At 74.5% G+C, this 17,296-nt stretch carries 15 protein-coding genes; 2 read left to right on the top strand and 13 right to left on the bottom strand.

From position 1 onward, the window contains the following. Window positions 1–330 precede the first annotated feature (330 nt). A complete protein-coding gene (locus Q0858_RS03520) occupies window positions 331–885 on the bottom strand; it encodes a hypothetical protein (protein WP_299051168.1) in 555 nt (184 codons plus the stop codon). Window positions 886–996: 111 nt separating this feature from the next. Here Q0858_RS03520 and Q0858_RS03515 point away from each other — a divergent pair, with 111 nt between their 5' ends. After that, on the top strand, window positions 997–1,851 hold the full coding sequence (locus Q0858_RS03515; RefSeq protein WP_299051167.1) for a LysM domain-containing protein: 855 nt from the start codon (window positions 997–999) through the stop codon (window positions 1,849–1,851). An 8-nt stretch (window positions 1,852–1,859) separates the two neighbouring features. Then, window positions 1,860–2,393 (top strand): Rv3235 family protein, encoded by a 534-nt coding sequence (locus Q0858_RS03510; RefSeq protein ID WP_299051165.1) that lies wholly within the window; start codon window positions 1,860–1,862, stop codon window positions 2,391–2,393. Between the two features lie 10 nt (window positions 2,394–2,403). Here Q0858_RS03510 and Q0858_RS03505 read toward each other — a convergent pair whose 3' ends face one another. From Q0858_RS03505 to ahcY, 12 genes are all read right to left on the bottom strand, one after another. Beyond that, complete coding sequence (locus Q0858_RS03505) at window positions 2,404–3,471, bottom strand: hypothetical protein (RefSeq protein WP_299051163.1); 1,068 nt, start codon at window positions 3,469–3,471, stop codon at window positions 2,404–2,406. Window positions 3,472–3,491: 20 nt separating this feature from the next. Further along, on the bottom strand, window positions 3,492–4,559 hold the full coding sequence (locus Q0858_RS03500) for a hypothetical protein (protein WP_299051161.1): 1,068 nt from the start codon (window positions 4,557–4,559) through the stop codon (window positions 3,492–3,494). 8 nt (window positions 4,560–4,567) lie between these two features. Beyond that, the gene (gene secA / locus Q0858_RS03495; protein ID WP_299051159.1) at window positions 4,568–7,447 is read right to left on the bottom strand and encodes a preprotein translocase subunit SecA; all 2,880 of its coding nucleotides are present in this window, start codon (window positions 7,445–7,447) and stop codon (window positions 4,568–4,570) included. 108 nt (window positions 7,448–7,555) lie between these two features. Continuing rightward, entirely contained in the window at window positions 7,556–7,780 is a 225-nt protein-coding gene (locus Q0858_RS03490; RefSeq protein ID WP_299051156.1) for a hypothetical protein, read from the bottom strand. A gap of 88 nt (window positions 7,781–7,868) precedes the next feature. After that, a complete protein-coding gene (locus tag Q0858_RS03485) occupies window positions 7,869–9,098 on the bottom strand; it encodes a crosslink repair DNA glycosylase YcaQ family protein (RefSeq protein WP_299051154.1) in 1,230 nt (409 codons plus the stop codon). After that, window positions 9,095–9,769, bottom strand: a complete 675-nt coding sequence (locus Q0858_RS03480; protein ID WP_299051152.1) for a response regulator transcription factor — start codon at window positions 9,767–9,769, stop codon at window positions 9,095–9,097. Before Q0858_RS03480 ends, Q0858_RS03485 begins: the two co-directional genes overlap by 4 nt. Before the next feature lie 55 nt (window positions 9,770–9,824). Further along, window positions 9,825–10,442 carry a ribosome-associated translation inhibitor RaiA gene (gene raiA / locus Q0858_RS03475; protein ID WP_299051150.1) on the bottom strand — a complete coding sequence of 206 codons (618 nt, stop codon included), beginning with the start codon at window positions 10,440–10,442 and terminating at the stop codon, window positions 9,825–9,827. A 171-nt stretch (window positions 10,443–10,613) separates the two neighbouring features. After that, entirely contained in the window at window positions 10,614–11,411 is a 798-nt protein-coding gene (locus Q0858_RS03470; protein WP_299051148.1) for a phosphoribosyltransferase family protein, read from the bottom strand. 116 nt (window positions 11,412–11,527) lie between these two features. Continuing rightward, window positions 11,528–13,279, bottom strand: a complete 1,752-nt coding sequence (locus Q0858_RS03465) for an LpqB family beta-propeller domain-containing protein (protein ID WP_299051147.1) — start codon at window positions 13,277–13,279, stop codon at window positions 11,528–11,530. After that, window positions 13,276–15,042 carry an MtrAB system histidine kinase MtrB gene (gene mtrB / locus Q0858_RS03460; RefSeq protein ID WP_299051145.1) on the bottom strand — a complete coding sequence of 589 codons (1,767 nt, stop codon included), beginning with the start codon at window positions 15,040–15,042 and terminating at the stop codon, window positions 13,276–13,278. The genes Q0858_RS03465 and mtrB overlap by 4 nt, the downstream gene beginning before the upstream one ends. A gap of 1 nt (window position 15,043) precedes the next feature. Continuing rightward, complete coding sequence (gene mtrA / locus Q0858_RS03455) at window positions 15,044–15,745, bottom strand: MtrAB system response regulator MtrA (protein WP_299051143.1); 702 nt, start codon at window positions 15,743–15,745, stop codon at window positions 15,044–15,046. A 3-nt stretch (window positions 15,746–15,748) separates the two neighbouring features. Then, window positions 15,749–17,209: an adenosylhomocysteinase gene (gene ahcY, locus Q0858_RS03450; protein WP_299051141.1), complete on the bottom strand. Its 1,461-nt coding sequence runs from the start codon at window positions 17,207–17,209 to the stop codon at window positions 15,749–15,751. Between the last annotated feature and the right edge of the window lie 87 nt (window positions 17,210–17,296).

The raw sequence follows: 17,296 nt of genomic DNA, 5'->3' as shown, positions 1-17,296 counted from the left end.
GTCTCGGCACCACGTGGCACCCGGCAAGCCAGGTAGCAAGAACCAGTGGCACCCGAGCCGAGTCGGCTGAAACGCACCGAGCGAGCCCTGGCGGGTGAGGGAACCCCTGCCGACTCGGCGATCGGGAGTGACGGCGGGTGGGCCGGGCACCGACCGGCCCGAGGGGGTTGGTCTTGAGCCCGAGCGAGCCGGCGACCCAGGGACCGCCGCGAGCGGCCGACGTCCACCGATCAGCGCACACTTCTGCCGACTCGACCCCGCTCAGCTGCACAGACGTGCCGACTCGACCCCTCTCAGCTGCACAGACGTGCCGACTCGCCCGACCGGGCGCTAGAGCTCGGGCTCGGGGCTCTGCACGGCCGCGAGGCCGTCCAGGGTGAGCAGGACGGAGCGGCGGGAGTCGCCGGTGCCCTCGAGGGCCTCGAGGAAGTCCGCGCCGACACGGGTGACGACGACCTCGTGACGACGACCGTCGCGGGTGTGGACGACGCAGCGGGAGCCGGCGTCGGCGAGGCGGCGCAGGAGCGAGGCGACGCCGAGCCGCTGCAGCGGTGACCAGGCGGCCTCCGGCACCGCGCGGTCGGAGGCGCCGACGACGCGGTGCAGCGACGCGGTCCGCACGACCCAGTCCTGGGACGGCGCCCGGAGGAGGAGCCAGCCGTCGCCCGTCCGCTCGAGGACGCCGCGGACCGGCCCGACCCCGGCGACGTCGACCTCGAGGTCGTGACCCACCGACGCCACGAGCCGGGCGGCGAGGGTGACCTCGCGGTACTCGGCCCGGCTCCGGTCCTCGAGGTCGACCCGGCGCTCGGCGTCGTACGCGCTCTCGGCCTGCGCCTCGAGGTCCTCCAGGAGGCCGAACAGCTGCTCGTCGCCCGCCCCCACCCGGTCATCGTCGCACGGCACCGGCGCCTCCACCTGTGGACGCAGAGGTTGACGATCATGCGCAAACAACGTCAAATGACGCAAACAAGGTCAAACGAAAGGCAAACGACGATGACCGCCACCGACGTCCCCTCGGCGCCCGCCCTGCGGTGCCTCGGCGTCTGGGGCGGAATCGGCGTCGCGGTGCTCGGCCTGGGCGCCCTCGTGGCGCCCGACCTCACCGACGCAGCAGCCGCGGTCGCCGACGGCTCCTGGCAGGCGCGCCCCCTCGAGGTGCTCCTGGGCTGGCTCGCCGCGGCCGCCGCGAGCCTCGCGCTGGGCTGGCTGTGGGTCGTCGCCGGGCTGGTGGCCCTCGACGCCGCCCGCGGCGTCCGACGCGACGCGGTGCCGGGGTGCCCGGCGGCGCTGCGACGGCTGCTGCTGACGGCCTGCGGAGCCGCCGCGACGGGCGCCCTCGTCACCGGGCTCACCCTGCCCGCCTCGGCCGACCCGCTGCCCCGCCCGGTGCCCGTCGGCGGCTCGCTCGCCTCCGGTGCCCTCGTCGGCTCCGCGGACCCAGCTGCCGCCGTGGCCGCCACCCCTGACCCCGACGGCCCCGACCTGCACGGCCTGCCGATGCCCGACCGTGCGCACTCCGGTCCCGGTGCCCGCGACGCCGACCGCGACCGGGGCCCCCGCGGCCGCGCGACACCGGGCGACCCGGTCCGTCCCTCCGCCGGCGAGGGTGGGGTCCACGTCGTCCGGCCGGGCGACACCCTGTGGGACCTCGCGGCCGACCGGCTCCGCGCACGGGACGACCGCGCCCCGTCGGCCGCCGACGTCGACGCGGAGTGGCGCGCCCTCTGGGCGGCCAACGCCGACGTGGTCGGTCCCGACCCCGACCTCCTCCTCCCCGGCCAGCACCTGCGCACCCCCGGCCACGCCGCTCCCGACGCCCGACCCGACCACGACCGCTCCCGCGACTAGGAGGACCCATGCCCGCCGACATCCCGACCGTGCAGGGGACGCTCGCCCTCGACCTGGCGCCGCGCCTCGAGCCGCCGCCGGTGCCCGCCCGGCTCGCCCCGGAGGACGACGACCACGGCTTCGACCACGGGGGTGGCCGCGGCGGGACCCACGGGGGCCGCGGCGACGTGGTCCCGATCGACCGCCAGCAGCGCCGCGCGCTCGAGGCGTGGTCCTGGCGCTACGCCCAGGCCGTCGTCGAGGTCGTCGCCGGTGACCGTCCCGTCAGCCAGCTGCTGCGGTGGACCACCCCCGCCGTGTACGCCGACCTGGCCCGCCGGGCCCACCTGGTCGCCCGCGCCGGGGGCCACGTCGCCGGCCAGGGCCGTCGGCACCGCACCGCAGTGCGGGCCCAGGTGCTCGGGGTGCGGACCAGCTTCGTGGGCCGCGACGTCGCCGAGACCAGCATCCACGTCCGCTACGGCGCCCGGTCCCGCGCGATCGCCGCGCGGTTCGAGCTGGCGGGCGGGCGCTGGCAGTGCGCGGCCCTCGAGTTCGCCTGAGTCGCGTCGCCTACCAGCCGTGCCGCCGCCGCAGGCCGGCGGCGACGCGCGCGGCCAGCTCCCGGGCGTCGGTCGCACGCGGGTCGGCGCGGGCGTCCTCGCCGAGCCACGCCAGCGCCGCCTCCCCCGCCGCCAGGACCTCCCCGGCGGGCGGCGGTCCGGCCACCTCGACCGCGGGCTCCCCGGTGACCGGCAGGTCACCGAGGTCACCGTGCAGCACGAGACCGGCGCCCGGGTCGGCGAGGACGTCGCGGACCACCGCGTTGGCCCGGTGGGCGGCCTCGGTCGCGGGGCGGTCCAGCACGATCCGGGACTCCGCGTCGCTGCGCGGGGCCAGCACCTCGTCCCACAAGGCCTTCACGGCGCGGCGGTACTCGCCGTAGCCGACGTCCGGCAGGTGGCCGTTGACCCGCCGCAGCAGCTCGGTCGAGCCGTACCCGATCCGGGCGTTCGGCCGGGCGCGCTCCAGGTCCACCTCCACCGGCGGCAGGCCGGACGCGGCGACGAACCGGCGCCACAGCTCGGCCGGCTCGGCCGCGGCGGGCACCGTCACGACCGCGACGCGGTCCACCGCCGGGTGCGCCGACCACCGGCGCAGCACCGCGGGCGCGCGGACGCGGGTGTGCGCGGCGTGCACGTCGGCGGCGACCTGGCCCTCGCCCTCCCCGCGGAGCGCGGCGAGGTAGTCCGGCCAGTCCAGCGTCCCCCGGCTGCGGCACCACGTCTGCCACTGCGACGGCAGGCTCCGCACCTGGTCCCGCACGCCCATCACGACGGTGACGTCGTCGTCGGCGAACGGGGCGAGGAAGTCGTCGAGGTGTGCGGGCCGGGCGAAGGAGAGGAACTCCATCGACACCACGAGGTCACCCTCGACGGCGGTCAGGGCCCGCCACGGCTCCGGGTCCGGGACTCCCCCGGGCCGCCCGCGTCCGAGGCCCGCGCGGACCTCGTCGATGCTGGCGCGCGGGTAGGTCCAGCCCTCCCGCGCCAGGGCGGGGCGACGGCGGCGCAAGGTGGACTGCACGAAGCTGGTCCCCGACTTCATCGCCCCGATGTGCAGGACGACGCGGCGGGACATGCCCCGATCATGCCCGTGCCTCACCGCAGGCCCTCCGCGACCTCCGCGACGAGCCACGCGACGTCCGCGCCGTCCGGGGCGGGCCGACCGTGGAGGTGCGCGTACGCCGTCCGCCCCGCGGCCGCCACCTCCGCCTCCTCGCACACCGAGGCCGCGCGCCCGGCGGGCGGGGTCCCGACCTCCTCCGGGGTCGGCAGGTCGTCGGGCGAGCCGACGAGCTCCACGCCGTCGCCGAGCCGCTCGCGGACCCGGGCGTTGGCCTCGAGCGCCCGCCGTACGGCGACCTCGTCGGCCACCACGCGGCTCTCGGCGTCACGCCGCGCGACGAGCGCGGTGTTCGCGAGGTCGCGCACGGCCCGCCGGTACCTCCCGGCCGGGCGGTCCGCCAGCAGCGGGTTGACCCGGCGCAGCAGCTCGCAGGAGCCGTGGCCCAGCGAGGGGTTGGTCCGCGCCAGCGTGACGTCGACGGGGACCTCGGGCAACCGGGCCGCCCGCGCGAAGCGGTCCCACAGCACGCCGGGGTCCGTCCCCGACGGTGGGACCGTGACGGCGACGACGCGGTCGACGCCGGCGTCCGTCCAGCGGTCGAGCAGGCGCGGGACCCGCTGCGCCCGGTCCCAGGTACGGCGGGCGTCGGCGACGCCGGCCGCGTCCGGGTCGGCGTCGCCGCGGATCGCGCGCAGCCAGTCGGGCCAGGCCAGCACGCCCCGGTTGCGGCAGTGGGTCTGCCACTGGGCGCCAAGCACGGCCCGCTGGTCGCGGACGCCGACGACGACGCTCACCCGGTCGCCGGCGAACGGCTCGAGGAGCAGCGCGATCCGCTCCGGCCCGGCGAAGCTGAGGAACTCCATCGAGACCAGCAGGTCGCCGTCGGTGGACCCCGCCAGCTCGCGCCACCGGGTCGCGTCCGGCGGGCCCTGGGCGGGGCCGCGCAGCACGGCCCGCACCGCGTGCACGCTGGAGGGCGGGAACGTCGTCCCCGCCGCGGCCAACGGTGCGCGGTGGTGGTCGAGCACCGACTGCAGGAACGACGTGCCCGTCTTCATGGCGCCGACGTGCAGCACCACGTGCCGGGGCACACCGGGCACGGGGGTGCTCAGCCCCCCGCGCGGGTCGTCGTGCCGGTCGGGCCGCCGCCCGGGCCGCCGTGGCAGCGCTTGTACTTCTTGCCGGACCCGCAGGGGCACAAGGCGTTGCGGCCCGTGCCCGCGAACGGGTCGTCGTCGGCGACGGGCGCCTCGGTGTGCACCTCGGCCTCGCCGTCCTCGGACGGCGCGGTGTAGGACAGCGGCTGGTTCGAGCGCTGCGGCTCCAGGCCCTTCGCGCGGATCTGGGGCGCGTCGGGGCGGGTCCGGGCGGTGGCACCGACGGTGGCCACCTCGGCGTCGTCCTCGTCGCCCTCCTCGGGCAGGTCGCCCTCCAGGGCGCCGTCCGCGACGTCCGGGTCCGAGACCAGGACGTGCTCGTGGTCGTCGTGCTGCTCGACCTCGACCTCGAGGTTGAACAGGAAGCCGACCGTCTCCTCCTTAATGCCGTCCATCATCGCGCCGAACATGTCGAAGCCCTCGCGCTGGTACTCCACCAGCGGGTCGCGCTGCGAGTAGGCCCGCAGGTGGATGCCCTCGCGGAGGTAGTCCATCTCGTAGAGGTGCTCGCGCCACTTGCGGTCGAGCACGGAGAGCAGCACCCGCCGCTCCAGCTCGCGCATGACGTCCTCGCCGACCTCGGTCTCGCGGGCGTCGTACGCGCGGTGGGCATCGGCGCGGAGGTCCTCGACGAGGTTCTCGCGGCTCAGCGCGGCCTGGCCGCCGGCCTTCTCGGTCATCTCCTCGCGGTCGATGGAGATCGGGAAGACCTGGCCCAGCTGCGTCCACAGCGCCTCGAGGTCCCAGTCCTCGGCGTACTCCATCGTGGCGCCCATGACGAAGCCCTCGACGACGTCGTCCAGGAAGCCGCGCACCTGCTCCTTGAGGTCGGCGCCCTCGAGGACCTGGCGGCGCTCGCCGTAGATGACCTCGCGCTGGCGGCTCATCACGTCGTCGTACTTGAGGACGTTCTTGCGGGACTCGAAGTTCTGCGACTCGACCTGGCCCTGCGCGCTGGCGATGGCCCCGGTGACGCGCTTGTTCTCGATCGGGACGTCGTCGGGGACCTTGAGCACCTGCAGCACCCGGTCGACCCAGTCGGACTTGAACAGCCGCATCAGCTCGTCCTGCAGCGACAGGTAGAACCGGGACTCCCCGGGGTCGCCCTGCCGGCCGGAACGACCGCGGAGCTGGTTGTCGATGCGGCGCGACTCGTGGCGCTCGGTGCCGACGACGTAGAGGCCGCCGAGGTCCTTGACCTCGTCGTGCTCGGTGGCGACCTGCTTCTTCAGCCGCTCGAGGGTCTCGGGCCACTCGGCCTCGTACTCGTCGGCGGTCTCCCCGGCCGGCTGCAGGCCCTTCTTGCGGAGCTCCTGGTCGGCGAGGAACTCGACCGACCCGCCGAGCATGATGTCGGTGCCGCGACCGGCCATGTTGGTGGCGACGGTGACGGCGCCCTTGTGGCCGGCCATCGCGACGATCTTCGCCTCGTCGGCGTGGACCTTCGCGTTCAGCACCGTGTGCGCGATGCCGCGCTTCTTCATCAGCACCGACAGCTGCTCGGACTTCTCGACCGAGGCGGTGCCGACGAGGATCGGCTGGCCCTTCTCGTGGCGCTCCGCGATGTCCTCGACGACGGCCTCGTACTTGGCGTCCTCGGTGCGGTAGACGAGGTCGGCGCCGTCCTGGCGGACCATCGCCTTGTTCGTCGGGATGGGGACGACGCCGAGGGAGTAGGTCTTGTCGAACTCGCTGGCCTCGGTCATCGCCGTACCGGTCATGCCGGAGAGCTTGGTGTAGAGGCGGAAGTAGTTCTGCAGCGTGATCGTGGCGAGGGTCTGGTACTCCTCGCGGATCGTCACGCCCTCCTTCGCCTCGATGGCCTGGTGCAGGCCGTCGTTGTAGCGGCGGCCCGACAGCATGCGGCCGGTGTGCTCGTCGACGATGAGCACCTCGCCGTCCATGACGACGTACTCCTTGTCGTTGCGGAACAGCTCCTTGGCCTTGATCGCGTTGTTCAGGAACGAGATCAGGGGCGTGTTCGCCGACTCGTAGAGGTTGTCGATGCCGAGGTGGTCCTCGACCTTCGTGATGCCCGGCTCGAGCACGGAGATGGTGCGCTTCTTCTCGTCGACCTCGTAGTCGACCTCGCGCTCCATCTTCTTCACGATGCGGGAGAACTCGCCGTACCAGCGGACCTCGTCCTGCGTGGGGCCCGAGATGATCAGCGGCGTGCGGGCCTCGTCGATGAGGATCGAGTCGACCTCGTCGACGATCGCGAAGTTGTGGCCCCGCTGGACGCACTCCTCGACGGAGCCGGCCATGTTGTCGCGCAGGTAGTCGAAGCCGAGCTCGTTGTTCGTGCCGTAGGTGATGTCGCAGGCGTAGGCCTCGCGGCGCTCGGAGGGGCGCATCTGCGGGACGACGACGCCGGTGGTGAGGCCCAGGAAGTGGTGGACGCGGCCCATCCACTCCGCGTGGTACTTCGCCAGGTAGTCGTTGACGGTGACGACGTGGACGCCCTTGCCTGACAGGGCGTTCAGGTACGACGGGAGCGTGGCGACCAGCGTCTTGCCCTCGCCGGTCTTCATCTCGGCGATGTTGCCGAGGTGCAGTGCCGCACCGCCCATGATCTGGACGTCGTAGTGCCGCTGGCCGATCACCCGGGACGCCGCCTCGCGCACCGTGGCGAAGGCCTCGGGCATCAGGTCGTCGAGGGTCTCGCCGTCGGCGAGGCGCTTCCTGAACTCCACGGTCTGACCGGCGAGCTCCTCGTCGGTCATCTCCTTGTAGTCGTCCTCGATGGCGTTGACCGCCTTGGAGATCGCCTGGAGCTCGCGGAGGATCTTGCCCTCGCCGATGCGGAGGAGCTTGTCGATGATGGCGGGCACAGCGGATGTCTCCTGGGGTTCGGGACGGAGGATCGGCCGGGTCGTCTGCTGCTCGGGCCCGGGGCCGTCGTCAACTCTAACCGGCGAGCACGGAGGCCCGGGACACGATCAGCCCGGGCGGCCGCGACGCCGGGGACGCCGTCGGGGCGACGGGGCCCGCCGCAGCCCGCTCAGGAGCACGAACGCGCACAGGGCGAGCGCCACGGCGCTCACCGTGACGACCCGCAGCCACATCCCCTCCACCGCGAGGACGCCCTGCTGGTCCAGGGTCGTGGCGAGGCCCAGGACCAGTCCCGGGCCCACCAGGGCGGCCAGCGCGAGGTCCCTCACCATGCCCGCGAACCTAGGACGACGCCCGGCCGCCCACCATGACCCGCGCGGGCCATGCGGAGCGGCCCGATCCCCCGATGCCGGCCGGCTCTCAGCGCCCGCCGCGGCCCACGGCGGCGGCGAGGGCCGGGGCGAGGTCCCCGCGTTCGCCCACGACCACCGTCTCCAGCCCGAGCCAGTCCGCCAGGTCGGCCAGCTCGTCGGCCAGTGCGTCGGCGACCTCACCGGCCGAGGTGCCCGCCTCGGCGTACGCCGCGTGGACCAGCAGGCGGCCCGTGGCACGGTCGGCCTTGAGGTCGACCCGGGCGACCAGCCGGTCGCCGAGCAGGAACGGCAGGACGTAGTAGCCGTGCACCCGCTTGGCCGCGGGGACGTAGATCTCGATGCGGTAGCGGAACCCGAAGAGTCGCTCGGTCCGCTCGCGCTCCCACACCACGGGGTCGAACGGGCTCAGCAGCGCCCGGGCACCGATGCGACGGGGCGTGCGGGCCTCGTGGTGCAGGTACGCCGGGCGGTCCCAGCCCTCCACGCGCGCCGGCAGCAGCTCCCCGGACTCGACGAGCTCCTCGACCGCCCGCGCCGCCGCGGCCGGGGACATCCGGTAGTAGTCGCGCAGGCACACGAGCGTCGCCACGCCGTGGGACGCCGCGGCGCGGCGGACCAGCTCGCGGGACGCCTCCTCGACCGAGGGCGTCGGCCGGGCGAGGACGTCGGGCGGCAGCACCCGCTCCGGGACGTCGTACAGGACCTCGAACTGGCGGTTGCGGCCGGCGATCGCCACCTCACCGGTGCGGTAGAGCAGGTCGAGCACCTGCCGGGCCTCGCTCCAGTTCCAGCCCCAGTGCCCGGTCCGACGGGGCGCACCGTCGTCGAGGTCGCGGGCCGTCACCGGTCCGCGCGCGGCGACCTCGGCGAGGACGTCGGCCTCCACCTGGGGCGACCAGCGCGGGCCGTCCGCCTCGTGGCGGCGTCGGTGCTCGGCCATCCGGTGGCGCATGGCCGGCCACAGGTCCACCGGCATGAAGGCCTGCACGTGCGCCCAGTACTCCACCATCCGGCGCGGGCGCACCTCGGAGGCGCGGCGCACCAGGTCGACGTCGTACGGGCCGACGCGGGAGAACACGGGCATCAGGTGGGCGCGGGCGAGGACGTTGACGGAGTCGACCTGCAGGACGCCGGTACGGCGCAGCGTCCGCTCCAGGGTGCGGAGCGAGGGGGTGGCGTGGGGGCGGTCGGTGAACCCCTGGGCGGCCAGCGCCACGCGGCGGGCGCGGGTCCGGGTCAGCCGCTCGGGCGCGGGGCCGGGCAGGGACGGGGTCACGGGAGATCGAGGAGCTTGGTCCGCATCGCGTACATGACGGCCTCCATGCGCGAGTGCAGCCCGAGCTTCTCCAGGATGTTGCGGACGTGGTTCTTCACCGTGTTCTCGCTGATCGACAGCCGCGCCGCGACCTCGCGGTTGGCCAGCCCGCGCGCGACGTGCGTCAGCACCTCCAGCTCGCGGGCCGTGAGCCTCGCGGGGTCGCTCGGGCGGGCGTCGGCCACCTCGGCCTCGCGGAACCCGCTGACGAGCTTGGCCGCCATCGAGGGGCTGATGAGGGACTGGCCGGCGGCGACGACCCGGACGGCCTGCACCAGCTCGGGCAGCGAGGCGTCCTTCAGCAGGTAGCCGAGCGCGCCGCCGCGGACCGCCTCGAACAGGTCGGCCTCGTCGTCGGAGGTGCTGAGCACGATCACCCGGACGCCGGGGTGGTGGGCGGTGATGCGCCGGCAGGCGTCGAGGCCGCCGCGCCCCGACATGCGGCCCTCGAGGACGACGACGTCGGGCCTCGTGCGGGCGGTCTCGACAACCGCGGAGTCGGCGTCGGCGGCGGAGCCGACCACGGACACGCCGTCCTCCGCGTCGAGGACCATCGCGAGCCCCCGGCGGAAGAGCTCCTGGTCGTCCGCGACCAGCACCCTCACGTCGGCGGCAGTCCCCGGATCGGCCACCACCGCATCCTGCCACGGTGACGCCGACCCGGGGACGAGCCCGGCCGGGTGTGCCTCAGTCGCCGAGCTCGAGCGAGATGACGCCGTAGTCGTAGCCCCGTCGCCGGTAGACGACCGCCGGGCGCTCGCTCTCCTTGTCGACGAACAGGTAGAAGTCGTGGCCGACGAGCTCCATCTCGTAGAGCGCCTGGTCGAGCGTCATCGGCTCGGCGGGGTGGCTCTTCTCCCGGACCACCAGCGGACCGTCACCGGTGACCTCGATGGGCCCGACGTGGCGCGAGGTGACGCCGTCCTCGGTGTCCTGCACCGCGGGGGCGGGCGCCGGGGCGGTGAGCGTCTGGCCCACCTCGGCGGGGACCGTGCGTCCCTTGTGCACCCGGCGGCGGTCGGCGGCCCGGCGCATCTGGGAGGCCATCTTGTCCATCGCCAGGTCGAGGGCACCCATCTTGTCCTCGGCGGCCGCCTCGGCGCGGACGACCGGGCCGCGGGAGAAGGCCGTCAGCTCCACGCGCACCGCCTGGTCGTGCTGACGGGGGTTGCGCTCGGCCGAGACCTCGACCTGGATCCGCATGATGCGGTGGTCGTGCTTCTCGAGTCGGGCGAGCTTCTCCTCGACGTGGGCACGGAAACCCTCGGACACCTCGCAGTGCCGAGCGCTGACGACGACCTCCATGCTGCGACCTCCCTCGTTCTAGCCCCGGACGGGGCGTTCGTGGTGGGCGTGCGGAGCCCCACGACCACGAGGAGGAGTGACGCGGAGTGCGTCCCTCCGCGCTCGCGACGTGCCGGTCGCGGCGTGCCGGCGGCACCTGCCACGTGCCGGGACGGACTCCATGACGAGACGTTAGTGCAGTCGGTCGGCTCGCGGAAGCGGAAGCGGCTCGGAGGTCGCCCCGGTCGGCGCCGGGCGTCCGGAGCTCGGGTGGCGCCGGAGCGTCGCCGCGACGGTCGCGTGCCCGGTGACGGGCAGCCCGACCGCGGCCAGGGCGCGCTGCGCCTCGGCGAGCGTGGCCCCGGTCGTGACGACGTCGTCGCAGACCACGAGCCGCGACCCGGCCGCGGTGGCCGGGAGACGGCGGACGTGGGGGCACCACAGCGACCCGGCGAGGTTCGCCGCTCGTGCCGCGGCGTCGAGGCCGGCCTGGTCGGCGACCGCGCCGCGGGGCGCCAGGAGCCGGACGACCCGTGCGGCGACCCCCTCGTGCCGCAGCCGCCGCGCGGCGAGCGCGACCACCGCTCCGAGCGGGTCGTGACCCCGCGCCCGGACCACGGCGGGACGGCTCGGCACCGCCGCCAGCAGGACCGGGCCGGCGCCCGGCGCGGCGGCCCGCACGGCGGCTGCGAGCAGGTCCGCCAGCGGCGCCCGCAGGGCGAGCCGGCGCCGCTCCTTGTGCCCGACGACCAGCGCGCGCACCACCCCGTCGTACGGCGCGGCCGCCCAGGTGGGTGCGAGCCCCGGCGGGACGGGGTCGAGGACGGCCGGCGCGGCGGTCGTCGGCAGCGCGCCGCGGCAGGGCGCGCACAGCAACCGTCCGGGCCGGCCGCAGCCGAGGCAGGTGACCCCGGTGAGCAGGTCCGCGACGGCCTCGCGCACCCGCAGCGGTCCCCCGGGGTCGTCGACGGTGGGGTGCGACTCGGTCATGCCCGAGCCCACCACGTCGGCCACGCGGAGCGGTGCCGCCGGCGGCGGGCCTGGGGACGACGGGCCCCGCGGAGCGCCTGGGGACGTCGGGTGGCCCCGCGAGCGGGGGCGGCGCCTCAGCCCACGTAGGTCAGGCCGCGGACCCGGGGGTCGACCTCGTCGGAGGTGCGGAGCAGGCTGCCGAGCACCTCGGCGCCGTCGGCGGTGACGACGTACGCCGGGAGCCCGTCCTCGGGGGCGCTCGCGACGCGCCACACGGGGGTGCGGTCGAGCGCGAGGGGGGTCTGGTCGTCGGCGTTCGCCCCGGAGCCGTCGACGGGGACCTCGGTGACCGACCAGATCCGCTGGCTGCGGTCGACGACGTCCAGGGTGGTCGGGGAGGACCAGGCGACGTCGACGACCCGGATCGGCTCCTCCCTGCCCGCGAAGACGGTCCGGGCCGCGGTCAGGAGGGTGATCCCGCCCTCGTCGCCGTACCGGACGCGGTTGACGACCACGGAGTCGCCCTCGGGTCCCCGGACCACGGAGACCAGCCGCGACCCGTCGCGGGAGACGATCATGCGTTTCACCGACCGGCCGGTCACGCCGGGCACGTCCAGCTCGCGCAGCTCGCCGCCGGGCGTGACCAGCGAGACCCGGCCCCCGGCCGCGGTGCGGTCGAGGGTCCACAGGCGGCCGGCGTGGTCCCACGACGGCTTGCCGAGGTCCTCGCCGCCGGACAGGACGGTGCGGACCTCGGTGCCGTCGTCGTCGACGGCGCCCACCAGCACGGTGGTCCCGTCGTCCGAGACGCCCGCCAGCCGGTCGCCGGCCATGTCGACGGCGATCTCGCCCAGCCCGTAGTCCCCGGTGCCGAACGGCCCGGCGACCGCGGCCGTGCCCTCGCCCGGCGAGACGTCGACGACCGAGCCGTCGAGGAGCCCGAAGAGCCGGCTGCTGCTCGCCGAGACCCACGGGGCGAACTCCCCGCCGATGTCGACGGGCACCTGCGAGGTGCCGTCGGGCAGCCGGACCGGCTCGCCGCCCACGACGAGGCGGAACGCGTCGATCGAGGGGTCCTGGCGCAGCGTCCAGCCGAGCTGGGTCAGCAGCAGGGAGGCGACCTCGGGGTCGGCCACGGAGCGACCGGTGCCCTGGAGGGTCACCTCGGCCACGCCGGAGCGCGACACGGTCACCGACAGCCCGAGGGAGGCCTCGGGGGGCAGGAACGTCCGCGAGACCCCCGGCAGCCGCGGCCCGTCGAGCAGCCGTCGGACCAGGGTGGTCGCGAGCTGCTCGCCGTCGGGGACGAAGACGGGCTCGGGGACGAGGATCGTCGCCTCGGGGTCGAAGAAGTAGAGCGAGACGGGGCGGAAGCGGTCGTCGAACCAGGTCTCGGGGACGACGAGCGCGTCCGGGGCCTCGGCGATGCGCCACTCGCCGTCCACGCGCGACATCGGGAAGCCCAGCACGGACGCCGGCCCGGTCAGGTCGCCCAGCCAGGTGCCCGTGCGGTCGAGGCGGCTGGCGTCCGGCAGGCGGAGGGAGACCTCGGTGCCGCCCGTGGGTCGCAGCGCGCCCGAGTAGGTGATGGTCTCCCGGTCGGGCTCCCACGAGCCGGCGGCGTCGTCGGTGAGGAACTCCCGCGCGACCCCGGTCTGCAGCGGCGTCGCCGTCATGGCCTCCATGAAGTGACGGACGATGTCGGTCGGCGACTCCCCCGGCTGCGGCCCGCTGGGGACGTAGAAGGTGCCGGGCGTCTCGGTCCGCGTGGTCTCGCCGGACTCGGCCACCACCGGTCCGGACACCGGCAGCCGGACGCAGCCCGACACCAGCAGCACGACGGCGACGAGCAGGGCCGCCACCCCCGCCGTACGACGGCCGCTCACCGCCGGCTCCCCGCGTCGGTCGGCACCAGCGGCAGGGGGCTCTGGCGCAGCTCGCCGCCGCTGCGGCGCGGCAGAGTGAGACGGAACTGGGCGCCGGCGCCGGGACGGCCCCAGGCCTGGAGCCAGCCGCCGTGCAGGTGGGCGTCCTCCAGCGAGATGGACAACCCCAGACCGGTGCCGCCGGAGGTGCGGGCGCGGGCGGGGTCCGCCCGCCAGAACCGGTTGAAGACCATCGCCGACTCCCCCGACTCCAGCCCGATCCCGTAGTCGCGCACGGCCACGGCGGCGGCCCGGTCGTCGCCCTCCACCCGCACCACGACGTCCGCGGCGGTGCCGTCACCCTGTCCGGCCCCCGCGCCGGCCCCGGCCGCGTCGCCCGAGGTGGGACGCGCGTGGTCGATGGCGTTGGTGACGAGGTTGCGGATGACGCGCTCGACGCGCCGCGCGTCGGCCTCGGCCCGCACCCGGCGGGCGGGGGCGTCCACCACGACGCTGACCCCGCGCTGGTCGGCGAGGGGCCGGGTCACGTCCACCACGCGGCGGGCCAGGTCGGCGAGGTCGACGTCCTCGATCTCGAGGACGGCGGCGCCGGCGTCGAAGCGGCTGATCTCCAGCAGGTCGGCGAGCAGGACCTCGAAGCGGTCGAGCTCGGTCTGCAGCAGCTCGGCCGCGCGCCCGGTGCCGCCCGGAAAGCTGTCGCGGGCGTCGTACAGGACGTCGCTGGCCATGCGGACGGTCGTCAGCGGCGTCCGCAGCTCGTGGGAGACGTCCGAGACGAACCGGCGCTGCAGGCGGCTGAGCTCCTCGAGCTGGCGGATCTGGGTCTGCAGGTTGGACGCCATCTGGTTGAACGACGTCGCGAGGCGGGCCAGGTCGTCCTCGCCGGCGACGCGGAGGCGCTCGGTCAGCCGGCCGGCGGCGAGGCGCTCGGCCACCTGCCGGGCCAGGCGGATCGGGGTGACGACCTGCCGGGTGACCAGGAAGGTCACGCCGCCGACGAGCAGGAGCAGCAGGACGGCGGCGGTCAGGAGCGCGCGGGTGACGAGCGCGAGCGTCTCCTCCTCGTCCTCGAGCGGGAAGAGGTAGTACAGCGTGTACGTCTCGCCGTCGGCGGGCAGCTCGACCTGCGAGCCGACCACGACGGCGGGGCCGCTGCGGGAGCGGCCGCGGTCGTCCTCGCTGCGGATGCGGCCGTAGGTCCACGCCGGCGAGGAGGAGTCGGCGAAGTGGGCCACCAGCGCGGGCGGGACGCTCGCGACGTCCAGGCCGGGGGTGAACTGGGTGTCGCCCGCCTCGCCCAGCGACTCCCCCGGCTCCGTCGGCCCGGCGAGGACGACGGCGAACCCGCGGGCCTCGCCGCGGTTCACGATGGGCTCGATGAGCTGGACGCGCTGTCCGGCGGCGTCGGCGTCGGTGCCGCTGGCGGCGAGCAGCCGGTCCTGGGCCTCGGCGGTCTCGTTGCCGGCCTCGGCGACCACCGCCTCCACCCGGTCGTCGAGCAGGCCGTCGCGGGTCTGCTGCAGCAGGAACCACCCGACGGCGCCGACGACGAGGGCCGAGAGCACCATCGTGCTGGCCACGACGCGCACCTGGATGGAACGGCGCCACACGGTGAGGCCGGTCCGCAGGGACTCCGCGAGACGACGTCGTCGTCCGACGTCCGCGAACGGGTCGTCGCCCGACGGCGCGCCGTCGGTCGGGGCGGTCGTCGGTGACGCCGCGGCGGTGGACGTCGAGGACGCCGGGGGCGCCGGCGTGCTCATGTCAGGCCGCGGAGGGGGTGCCGGCCTTGTAGCCCACGCCCCGGACGGTGACGACGATCTCGGGGTTCTCCGGGTCGGTCTCCACCTTCGACCGCAGGCGCTGGACGTGCACGTTCACCAGTCGGGTGTCGGCCGCGTGGCGGTAGCCCCAGACCTGCTCGAGCAGCACCTCGCGGCTGAACACCTGCCCGGGCTTGCGCACGAGGGCGACCAGCAGGTCGAACTCGAGCGGCGTCAGCGACAGCGAGCGGCCGCCGCGGGTCACGGTGTGGCCGGAGACGTCGATCTCGAGGTCGCCGATCCGGAGGGTCTCCGGGCCGGGGGGCTCGACCCGGCGCACCCGGGCCCGGACCCGGGCGATGAGCTCCTTCGGCTTGAACGGCTTCACCACGTAGTCGTCGGCCCCGGACTCGAGGCCGACGACCACGTCGACGGTGTCACCCTTCGCGGTGAGCATGACGATCGGCACCCCGGACTCCGCGCGGATCTCGCGACAGACGTCGATCCCGTCCCGACCCGGCAGCATCAGGTCGAGGAGCAGGACGTCCGGCTTGTAGTCGCGGAACTCGGCGAGGGCGCGGTCACCGCGGGTGCAGATGCGGGAGTCGAAGCCCTCCTGCCGCAGCACGATCGACAACATCTCGCCGAGCGAGGCGTCGTCGTCGACCACGAGCACGCGGCCACGGGGTGCGATGTCTGTCATGCCTCAGTAACGGTACGCCTCGGACTTGAACGGGCCGGAGACGGCCACGCCCAGGTAGTCCGCCTGGTCCTGGCTGAGCTCCGTCAGGCGCACGCCCAGGGCGCCCAGGTGCAGGCGGGCGACCTCCTCGTCCAGGTGCTTGGGCAGCACGTAGACGCCGACCGGGTAGTCCTCGGTGCGCGTGAAGAGCTCGATCTGGGCGAGCACCTGGTTGGTGAACGAGTTCGACATCACGAACGACGGGTGGCCGGTCGCGTTGCCGAGGTTCATCAGGCGGCCCTCGGAGAGCACGATGATCGTGGTGCCCTCACCCTCGGCGCCCGAGCCCTCGTTGAAGGTCCACACGTCGACCTGGGGCTTCACGTTCTTGCGGGTCGCGACGCCCTCGGCCTCGAGGCCGGCCATGTCGATCTCGTTGTCGAAGTGGCCGATGTTCGCCACGATCGCCTGGTGCTTCATCGACCGCATGTGGTCGACGGTGACGACCGCCTTGTTGCCGGTGGCGGTGACGATGATGTCGGCGGTCGGGAGCACCTCCTCGAGGGTGGTGACCTGGTAGCCGTCCATCGCCGCCTGCAGCGCGCAGATCGGGTCGATCTCGGTGACGATGACGCGGGCGCCCTGGCCGCGCAGCGACTCGGCGCAGCCCTTGCCCACGTCGCCGTACCCGCAGACGACCGCGACCTTGCCGCCGATGAGGACGTCGGTGCCGCGGTTGATGCCGTCGATCAGCGAGTGGCGGCAGCCGTACTTGTTGTCGAACTTCGACTTGGTGACCGAGTCGTTGACGTTGATCGCCGGGAAGAGCAGCGAGCCCTCGCGCATCCGGTCGTAGAGGCGGAGGACGCCGGTGGTGGTCTCCTCCGTGACGCCCTTGACCTCGTTGGCGATGCGGCTGAAGCGCTGGTCGTCCTCGGTGAGCGCGCGGGCGATGACGCCGAAGATGACGCGCTGCTCGGCGCTCTGGGCGGTGGCCGGGTCGGGCGCCGTACCCGTCTTCTCGGCCTCGACGCCGAGGTGGACGAGGAGGGTGGCGTCGCCGCCGTCGTCCAGGATCATGTTCGGCTCGACACCGGGGCCCCAGTTCAGGACCTGCTCGGTGCACCACCAGTACTCCTCCAGCGTCTCGCCCTTCCAGGCGAAGACCGGGACGCCGGCGGGGGCCTCGGGAGTGCCACCGGACTCGGGGCGCCCCACGACGACCGCGGCGGCGGCGTGGTCCTGGGTGGAGAAGATGTTGCAGGAGGCCCAGCGAACCTCGGCACCGAGGTCGACGAGCGTCTCGATCAGCACGGCGGTCTGGACCGTCATGTGCAGCGAACCGGTGACGCGAGCCCCCGCGAGGGGCTTCTCGACGCCGTACCGCTCACGCATGGCCATGAGGCCCGGCATCTCGTTCTCGGCGAGGGTGATCTCCGTGCGGCCGTAGTCGGCCAGGTTGAGATCGGCGACCTTGTAGTCCATTGACTCGCTCCCCTGTCGGTGGTCCTGTGAAGAACTCCACGGTAAGCCGCCCCCCGCGCCCGACGAGAATCCTCGAGGCCCCGCCCG

The organism is uncultured Nocardioides sp. (assembly GCF_947489365.1).
GTDB lineage: Bacteria > Actinomycetota > Actinomycetes > Propionibacteriales > Nocardioidaceae > Nocardioides.
Note: the sequence above shows the minus strand (reverse complement) of the source record. Positions and strands in the feature narration are given on the sequence as shown.

Coding starts and splice junctions, on each gene's coding strand:
- Q0858_RS03505 (WP_299051163.1), bottom strand. CDS start 3,471: ATGTCCCGCCGCGTCGTCCTGCACATCGGGGCGATGAAGTCGGGGACC.
- Q0858_RS03490 (WP_299051156.1), bottom strand. CDS start 7,780: ATGGTGAGGGACCTCGCGCTGGCCGCCCTGGTGGGCCCGGGACTGGTC.
- raiA (WP_299051150.1), bottom strand. CDS start 10,442: ATGGAGGTCGTCGTCAGCGCTCGGCACTGCGAGGTGTCCGAGGGTTTC.
- mtrB (WP_299051145.1), bottom strand. CDS start 15,042: ATGAGCACGCCGGCGCCCCCGGCGTCCTCGACGTCCACCGCCGCGGCG.
- mtrA (WP_299051143.1), bottom strand. CDS start 15,745: ATGACAGACATCGCACCCCGTGGCCGCGTGCTCGTGGTCGACGACGAC.
- Q0858_RS03510 (WP_299051165.1), top strand. CDS start 1,860: ATGCCCGCCGACATCCCGACCGTGCAGGGGACGCTCGCCCTCGACCTG.
- Q0858_RS03470 (WP_299051148.1), bottom strand. CDS start 11,411: ATGACCGAGTCGCACCCCACCGTCGACGACCCCGGGGGACCGCTGCGG.
- Q0858_RS03515 (WP_299051167.1), top strand. CDS start 997: ATGACCGCCACCGACGTCCCCTCGGCGCCCGCCCTGCGGTGCCTCGGC.
- ahcY (WP_299051141.1), bottom strand. CDS start 17,209: ATGGACTACAAGGTCGCCGATCTCAACCTGGCCGACTACGGCCGCACG.